This is a genomic window from bacterium, from assembly GCA_018812485.1.
Lineage (GTDB): Bacteria > JAHJDO01 > JAHJDO01 > JAHJDO01 > JAHJDO01 > JAHJDO01.
In genome coordinates this window covers 1-8766 of sequence record JAHJDO010000018.1, presented here as the reverse complement: position 1 = coordinate 8766, position 8766 = coordinate 1, and the positions used below count along the sequence as shown (strand labels likewise).

Genomic DNA, 8766 nt, shown 5'->3' with positions numbered 1-8766 from the left:
CAGGTGCTTCGGCAGGTGCTTCGGCAGGTGCTTCGGCAGGTGCTTCGGCAGGTGCTTCGGCAGGTGCTTCGGCAGGTATAGGCTCTTCCTTATCTATTGATGTAATATTAAGCATTCTACAGGCTGAATCATTACTACCTGCGCTATCTATTTTAGGCTTTATTGATTTTATACAAGACTCAATTTCCTGCTGAATTGCTTTCCACTCTTTTCTTTTCTCTCTAATATTTTCACAAGCTTGACATGCTTGACTATTGTTATTTAAACAGTTGCCTAATGATGTTAAGTCTGCGCCAAGGTGAGATTCAAAATCTTGTCTTCTTTTTTCTATCTTTTCTTTTAATTGCTCGGCTGATTTCTGATCACTGTTTGACAATGAAGGAAGCTCTTTACGGTATAAGGTTCTTAAATAGTTGTAGTATTCTCCCTCAACTAAAGGTATTACCAGGTTTTTTATACACTCGGAGCATATTGTATCATTTTTTGCGCATGAATTTTCTAACTCGTCTTTTAGGTTCATGATGTCATCATTGGCCAAAACATTTTTTGTTATAGGTAGCAGTAAGAAAATAATAGTCAATAAGGCGTTGGATATAAGTAAAAGCATATTTCTTTTTGGTGTGTTAAGCGGACTCTTATTCAACATTGAATTATTGCTCCTATAATGCTGCTAGATTGTAAGTGTCTTATGTGGTGTTTATCCCTTCCAAACAAACTCGTGAATTTTTCTGTCAATATCTTCAATATAAATACTTGGAATAATCCAGGCTTTATTTGACAGTGGCGTTTGGGCAGAGCCTACTTTTAATTTTGGATAACATTTGCCTTGTTCGGTAGGATATTCGTTCTTGCATGACCTATTGAGGACATCCAGAAACGAAATAAATTCTCCATCTTTTTTAGGGGAGAAGGACAGACCAACCCTTACTGCCCCATCTTCCATCTGAGACTTGAACTCATCAAAATTTTCCAGACTGATAGCTTTATCAATACTACCATTAATAGTTTGTAAATCCCCTCCATCAACTGGAGGAAAATGATCAACTTTTACATAATAATCAAATCCTTGGGTTCCGATTTCATACTTTGAGCTATTTGATAACATTTTTTCACCAACCGCTGCTGTTACCCATTTTGCCAGTTCTGGTCGGTAGCTTACATGCCAATTACCACCCTGCCAGTCGTAATAAATTAGTGGTAAGTCTGATACAAAAATGCAGCTCTCTTTTAATAAGAGAAGTCGTTCATTATTAAAATAATCGAGTATTATTTGCAATAAGGCTTCTTTCACCGGATCAGACATTGTAGGTCTGCCTGATATAACAAAATAAACTCCATCAATTTTATCTTCACTTAAGAATAGTTGTTTGACAGCCTTGTATTGACTATTTATGATCCTTTTTATTATCTTGACAAAGCTACAGTTTTTCTCGTCCCTGATGAAATCAATGTTTTCCCACCAATTTTCTTTTGAGTAGCCGTATTCCCCAAACTCCTCCTTAAACTTTTCTCCAGCTATGCGTTGAGAGAATGATTCTTTTTTTAGCAACTTATAACGCAATTCTTTGTTGTCTGATTTGTTGGAAAGCTTTTTATCGAAGAATTCCACTAAACTTACACCGGCATCTGTTGTTATCCCCCCCATATCAATGCGGCAGCAAATAATCTTCTGAGTAATTTCATTCTGGCCTGCATTTGATATTTCTGGTCGTTGTGAAAATAAATGCTTGATATGTAATATATTGTACTTATCTAGGTCAGCTTTATAGAATCTGATGGATGATAATACTTTCATTGATTCCATGAAATATAGTTCACCAGCTCCACTTTCATCAGCGCTTATAGAAACGAAACCATCTACTTTTTGTTTTGATTTATTTTTGTTAATTTCCAGCAAGCCTTTGCTATATTTATTATAGCCTTCTAATAATACCTTCCATAAATCAGTGCTGCTTTTATTGCATAAAGATTCACATGCCTTCAGTATATAAGTGCAGTATCCTTGTCTTAAGTTTTCAATGTAAAGGTCAGGTACAGTAACTTGGATTCCTTCTATACTGGGTACGTCAGATGACCGCCAGTGTTCATCAACCTCAACTTCATTGCCATTGATAATAACCTTTTCATCATCGCATGTAATAACCCGGAAAGTATGTTCCAGTAATGTCTTAATATACAATACAAAATTCGTTGGTTTGCCGTCGCTATCCAGCCCTTCGGGATAATCTAGAAAGTCATGTATAAAATCTCGTTTAGCGGAAGTGACAATTTTCTTCTCATCATAATATGTAATATTTCCTGATTTGACATCATCGACGACTTCATCTGAAAGTAGTTTCACTCCTCCGGCTGTTTTAAGATACGAAGATGGAAACTCTCTGTACTTGCCTCTGAAAGGAATAAGATAGCTTTCTATATTCCCTAATCTATCTCTTTCATCATTTCTGTCGCCATGTGGTAAGCATAATACTGTTGTTCGATAAGAACCTATGTCTATAAATATTTCATATGCTCTACGCCTACCCAAGTCGCGCTTACCAAAATTTGGAAATCTTGTGTTTGAATTTATTTTGCTCATATCTGAACTACCTAATATTAGTATGGCATTGAAATTTACCGACCCAGCATTGCAGTTAATAGTCTTTTATTTTCTTTGAGTATCTGGTTTGGAAGATAAAAAGTCATGATGGTCAGTAACGCATTATTCATATCCTCATCTGAAAAGAAAGAAAGGGAGGTCGGTGGTTTATTGCTTCCGGAATAGTATGTCAATACATCATCAAGTATTTCATTCGCTATTTTCGTAAGTTTCTTTTGCGCAGCTTCAGTATCTAAGCAAATGTCTTCTGAAACAAATTGCAGATAATAGTCTGCAATGGTTTTTAGCCAAAGATTCCTGTGGCTGTTTTTTTCTTGGAAAGAATCAAGCGTGTTGCTGCTGAAGTCACGGTTGTTATTATGGTATGTTTCTTTAACCGAGAGATAAGGATTGTTTACATAATTGGATAATCTTTTTCGAATATGCTCAATAATCCTTTTTACATCATCCCATTCATCCATGTCTTTTCTTATTCTTACAAGTCCGGATAATATTTCTTCGCCTTCTTCTAACCACTTATTGTGAAATATCAAACCAATGCTATCGGATAACTCTTCATCTTCTACCAACTTTGATAGCAGTTCCCTCGAATATTCAAATCCGCCATCTTTTTCGATATGCGATGATAAATTTTCATAATTCTTATAGTTGGAAAATTTACTTATCCATGTATTTATGATTTCTCTATTTGAATTCGCAATATCTGGCCATATGATGGGGTACTTCTGGTAATTTGGATTTATTAGCTGAACTCTTGTATCGAATTCATCATGAATAGAAAAATTACTATCTATCAAATTTATTAAATCAGAATTACCGCTGCAATATGTGCGAATAGCTCCACTGCCATTAAAAGAGAAAATCAAGGGCAATCGTTGCGCCCCTTTACCAAAGGAATTCTTATAACTTTTAACAAAAGTATCCAGTGGGTGTTTGTCAGGGACATCTATTTTTTTTTCAAAACAGGCAACTACAAAACCAGGGATTTTTTCAATAAGAGCTTTAAACTCTTCTTGCAGTCTGTTGTATAAGACCTCTTTCTCAGCAGACTGGTATTTCTTACTGTCAATGCCAGGGTATTCAATCACAACATGTGGGAATTTACACTTCTCACGAGGCAAAAAGATCTTGAGGAAATATCCTCCTGCTGTTTCAGTTAGCTTTTCTTTGTCTCTGGGTAGTGCATATAGCTCTTGGAACTTGTGGATGCCTCGAACCTCGGACTTTTCTTCAAGATTAAATATATTAACTCTTTCAATGCTGATACTTTGTTGCATTTCCTCTGTAGGAATGACCATGCATGGACAAGCAGTATGGTCATGTGCGGAGTCATCAATAATATTTAAGTGTGTTCTCAGATCAGGGTTATCAAAAAGGTCAAGGATAAAACTGCTCTTCATAGCCCTAGCCTCGCCTATGACATGAACACAGGTTATCCAACTTAGGTCTGGTTCTTTTTTTATATGCGCACTAGCCGCTGTCCTGTCTTGTTGATAATGATCCAATAAATATTGACGGTCATCATTTTCTATTGCAGCTAATCTTTTTGCGAGATTAGCTGACAGGTCACTTATTCTTTTAGCAACTGTCATCACTTATTCTCCTTGCTCAGCTACCGGAACAATTCGTCCACCACTATTTATACGTATGTAGTGAGCCTTTTTGCCACCAACTGTTATTTCTATTTTGTCTTTATCTGTTTTTAGATCATTAAGACTATTTGTAATATATATACTATCATAATCACTTCCATCATAAGAGTATGCATTATCATGTACACCAGCATTTCCCCCTTCCACATTGATAAATTTACGAACATCTTCCTTGCCTATAAATACAGAGAAGGATTCGCTATCTTTAAATAAATCAGTTAGGCTTTTTTCGATGAATATCCGTTCTTGTAAACCGCCTGCCTCATTGTTTCTTAAAATACTGATATTAGACTCATGTAATTCAGAAACTTCGTGCTTTAGTTCTGGTATTGTTTGTTCATTTAAGATGTTATGCATTAAGCTTGCTTTGATAGGGTCTTTGGTTGATAGGCCCACGCCATAGGAGCCATCTTTATTATCTTGGATGCTTGCGTGCTTGCGTTCGTCTTCTTCTTTTTTATTGCAGTTAGGGGGGGTGCTGGCTGATATATTTATCAGCATATCCCTGGCCTTTTCCGTATTTATCGTTATTCCGTTTGAATCCAGAAAATCATCATTAAGTATTTTGCTGAACATGCCGGAGTACGTTATAACTTTTTCACTGATATAATACTCTTTAGAATATTCTTTATTGCTTAGACCTAGGGATGTAACTATATCTTGAGGTAAGCTAGCCCATCTGATGATGTAATTTTCCTCGCCAGAAAAATTGCTTGTAGGCTTAATTAGGTCGGCAGTCTTTTTCTTTACGCTGGTAGGTACACCTAATTTAAATAAGACGAGTGAATTCCATCTTGTGTTGGCAGTGTTGTTAATGTTCTCGACTACTGCTGCTACCCAATCACTGGGTAATTCATTTTCTTTTGACTCTGGAATTTTAAGGGATACAGTTTGTAATCCATCCATTTCAGCAACAGCTATACGCTTATCAAAACAATGTTCATAATCATCCTGAGAAATTGGCATGTCATAATCTTGAAAAATGGCTTTAATTTCTTCAGTATTTGTAAGTTTCTCTATGTGGCCTGTTTTCCAGTAAAAAATCGTGCTTTTATATGAGGTTTTATAAATAGAGCATATTGTTCCAAAGCGTGTTCCTTGGATCAATGATTTTTTTTCACACTGCTTTCTAATGTCGTCATGATAATTAATAAGGTCAAATAATATAAATCTTGTTTTAGCACTTGTTCTTTCATTTTCAGGTAGCTCTGCATTCCATGATTTATTGGATACATGTTGCCAAATCAAATTGATTTTGCTCTCATCAAATACAGCCTTTGCCACTTCTTTTTCTTCAGGGTTTTCTGAATTTTGCCATTTATAGATGGTGGGAAATTGTTTCTTGAGAAACTTTATAGAGTCGGGTTCTTTAGCCTTGTTGAAGGCCGAATTTAGTGTATTTTGTACGCTTGGATTGAAGTGGTACATTAATGCTATACTTATTGCGATTAATGAAGGAAATAATGCAGCATAAACGGGTACTCTAGAGCCTCGCACTTCCTTTTCAAGGCCACTTATTAACTCGGAGAGAGCTGTTTTTCTTTTATTTATATCTTTTAGGACAATATGTGCTCCATAAGCATGGAGTTCATTGCCAACTTCCAAAAAAGCCCACCTATCACCAACGATTATCCCTTCTTTCTTTTTTTCCGTTAGATATTTAAGGAAGTCCTTTTTTACTTCCTTATTAGGTAATTTCTTTAATTTTATGATAGAGCTTGCGGGGGACTCGCCAAAGTCAAAAATATCACCTGGATAGGCTACTTTGATGTTTAATTTGTTAATTATAGCTTCAAACTCTTCGATCTCATGATCGGTGTCTATTGTATAGCTATCATCAATTTCACCAAGCTGATCGTTTTCTTTACTTAGGGGTAGATTTAGTTTATTAGCACTTGAAATGGACATGTAATTCCTCTTCAATTTATAAAGTAGGTTATCAAATCAGTTCTCAAACAATACCAGAAAGTAACTTGACTGAACGGTGGGTTGTTGCCATGCTTTTGCTGCGAAGTGATTTATTGCTTTTTGTCTTGGTCGAAATGGGTAAATATATGATCATTATGCGATATTTTGTATTTATCCATGAGGAAGAATAATTTGTTTTCATAGTCTTGTAGATACTGTTCTGCTTTATTATTGGTGAATAGTTCATCTAACGCCTTTGTGGTTTTGGAATTAGATGTAATGTTGGTATCAATAGGGCTATCAGTATTCTTTTCTATAATTGAAACAAATTTTTCAAGGGCTTCTCTCTTGTTGACTAACATCTTATGAAAGAGTTCATGCGTATCTCTTAGTTCTATTGTTTCAACCTTTACTTCGGATGACTGTTTAACTAAATCATTCAATGCAGGTATTGTTTTATTTTTAAGGTTTCTATATATGAGTTCCAATGGAAATCTGGTGAGCTTATTGTTTTCATTATTCTCAGTATTTCCTATTAATGGAGGTGATACGAGCATGATATCCTCCGAAATTCCAGAGAATAAATTTAATATTATTGGCATATCGCTTGAGGTATAGTCTTTAATATCTGTTTCTACTGGATCGTCAAAGAAACCGTATCCAAATATTGGGAGTATAGCCAAAAGAATAGTTAGGTTCTTTAAATGCTTTCTCATGTCTTATTCTCTTTTATATTGATATTGATTGTAATTCCTGAGCCGATTCTTTCTAAAATGACTCTCTTGATGTGTCTTTTTATGGTTTCGTTTGCGGACGAGATAAACTCTTTTGTCATTTCATGTTTGAATTTGTCTTTGTTGTTCAGAAAGGTTTCTAGTATGATGCTTTTTTCTTGATCATTTTTGAATATAAGAATTCCCGACTTCTTGTAAGAAATAATTGTTTTTGATTGGTTAATATCAATATCTGTCAGCATTGTCTGACCGAAATTAATATTTATAGATTGGTCTTGATTTTGAATGATGATATTGTCAAAATTTGGAGAAAATGATGCTTTTACAACCAAATGAATTTCGGCATCCACTTTTAAAAGAGCATCCTTGGCAAAGTTAGTTACAGTGCCTATTAAAGAATCATCTTTTTTTTCTTGGATTTTTAATATGTGCTCGGTAAAGATTTTTTCGTATTTAAGTTTTTCTTCTATGTCATCAATGTTTTCACTTTTAATTATGTCTATGATTTGTGCGTGTACGTTGGGTTTTTCTTTATTGATCAAAAACAAGAACCCGAATGTTGACAGTAATATAATGATGGCGATTAGTGGTAGGTGCTTTTTTGTTAAATGACTAATGCTAAAGCTATTAATTAAATTTCTCATTTATCTCTCCATTTCAATACTGTATTCAATGCCTTTTTCTTTTTCTATACTTTCTTTGATTATTTCAAATGCATTGAGCCTAGCTTCATGCATGGCCATTTCATTTTTTGAGGAGGCTTTTATTATATCATCTCGATATTTGCTGAATAATTCATTCAATAGTTCATCACGTTCTCTGCTACTGGAAATGACGCCCTGTTTTTTTGTTATTATGTAAGAGTTGCTATAGTCAATGTCGATATACTGAACCTTAATATCGGGTAAGCTGACTTTAATCTTCTTATTGCTATCATCGACTGAGATATTTTTCTCAGTAAAATTTTTTGCATCAAACCCTATAAGAACTTTGGTGCTAAACTGAGCTTCTGCTTCATACCCCCCAAGTGTATTTTTAATATATGCAGTTAATTGGGATAGTTTATCAGTTTGTTCGGCAACTATCGTCTGGTCAATTGTTTTTTTATCTATCTGATTGATCTCATATGTTATAACCTTGTTTTCCTTGTTGCCCTTATTCTTGATTGTAGTGGCAATCGCACTGGTTGTTTCTTCTTTGGTTTCAATATTCCAAGGCCATGTAAAAGCATGGGAATTATAAGAAAAACTTAAAATTGCGGTAGCTAAAAGTATCTTTTTCATATTTATCTCCAATTGCTAAAAACAAAATTAAAAGCTGGTCATCATTTAAAATTCATTGTGGCAGTAGTTCTAGCTGCTCATCGTGAATTAAATATCAATAGGTATTTGATAAATTGAGATTGCTCATGCTCATGCCTTGATCCTCTGGACATGACGTGCTGATTTTATTGCCTTATTCATGCGTTTGCCTTGCCATCGCGTCGACTTCAGGTACGCTACCGCCCTGATCTGTACCGACCAAGATACTGATAGCATGTCAACAAATTCCGACAAGCTGTCATGATTTGCTCCAGATTGTAATCCATTACCAAAATTTATAGAAGCTGAACAGGGAGGGGCAGGGTGGAAATGCGATAGAAAAATAAGTGGCAGACAATTTGCTCAGGTGCTTTTCCATTTACCCGCAAGCGTAGCGCATGCACAAACGTTGGCACATCCGTCTGCCATTTCCGCAGCAGGGTGAGAGCCAGTGGAATTCTGTGGGTGAGTGGTGTCTGTGGCATGGTTGGGGCTTGCAGTCAGTAACGCAGCCGATATAGTACGCTATTTGCCGCACAAGGGCTTTGCATGGAACTCCTCCTGATCCTGTT

8 protein-coding genes are annotated in these 8766 nt (G+C 35.6%); all 8 read right to left on the bottom strand.

Going from position 1 to position 8766, the window contains the following annotated elements; genetic code table 11:
- Positions 1 to 646, bottom strand: a 646-nt coding sequence (locus KKC91_01395) for a hypothetical protein (GenBank protein MBU0477213.1), incomplete at its 3' end; no start/stop codon positions are given.
- Between the two features lie 51 nt (positions 647 to 697).
- Positions 698 to 2578: a hypothetical protein gene (locus tag KKC91_01390; protein ID MBU0477212.1), complete on the bottom strand. Its 1881-nt coding sequence runs from the start codon at positions 2576 to 2578 to the stop codon at positions 698 to 700.
- A gap of 35 nt (positions 2579 to 2613) precedes the next feature.
- Positions 2614 to 4191: a hypothetical protein gene (locus tag KKC91_01385; GenBank protein MBU0477211.1), complete on the bottom strand. Its 1578-nt coding sequence runs from the start codon at positions 4189 to 4191 to the stop codon at positions 2614 to 2616.
- A gap of 3 nt (positions 4192 to 4194) precedes the next feature.
- Complete coding sequence (locus tag KKC91_01380; GenBank protein MBU0477210.1) at positions 4195 to 6159, bottom strand: hypothetical protein; 1965 nt, start codon at positions 6157 to 6159, stop codon at positions 4195 to 4197.
- Between the two features lie 110 nt (positions 6160 to 6269).
- Positions 6270 to 6875 carry a hypothetical protein gene (locus tag KKC91_01375; GenBank protein MBU0477209.1) on the bottom strand — a complete coding sequence of 202 codons (606 nt, stop codon included), beginning with the start codon at positions 6873 to 6875 and terminating at the stop codon, positions 6270 to 6272.
- A complete protein-coding gene (locus KKC91_01370; protein ID MBU0477208.1) occupies positions 6872 to 7537 on the bottom strand; it encodes a hypothetical protein in 666 nt (221 codons plus the stop codon). The genes KKC91_01375 and KKC91_01370 overlap by 4 nt, the downstream gene beginning before the upstream one ends.
- Positions 7538 to 8176 (bottom strand): DUF4230 domain-containing protein, encoded by a 639-nt coding sequence (locus tag KKC91_01365; protein ID MBU0477207.1) that lies wholly within the window; start codon positions 8174 to 8176, stop codon positions 7538 to 7540.
- Positions 8177 to 8573: 397 nt separating this feature from the next.
- A partial coding sequence (locus KKC91_01360) for a hypothetical protein (protein ID MBU0477206.1) occupies positions 8574 to 8766 on the bottom strand: 193 nt, incomplete at its 5' end.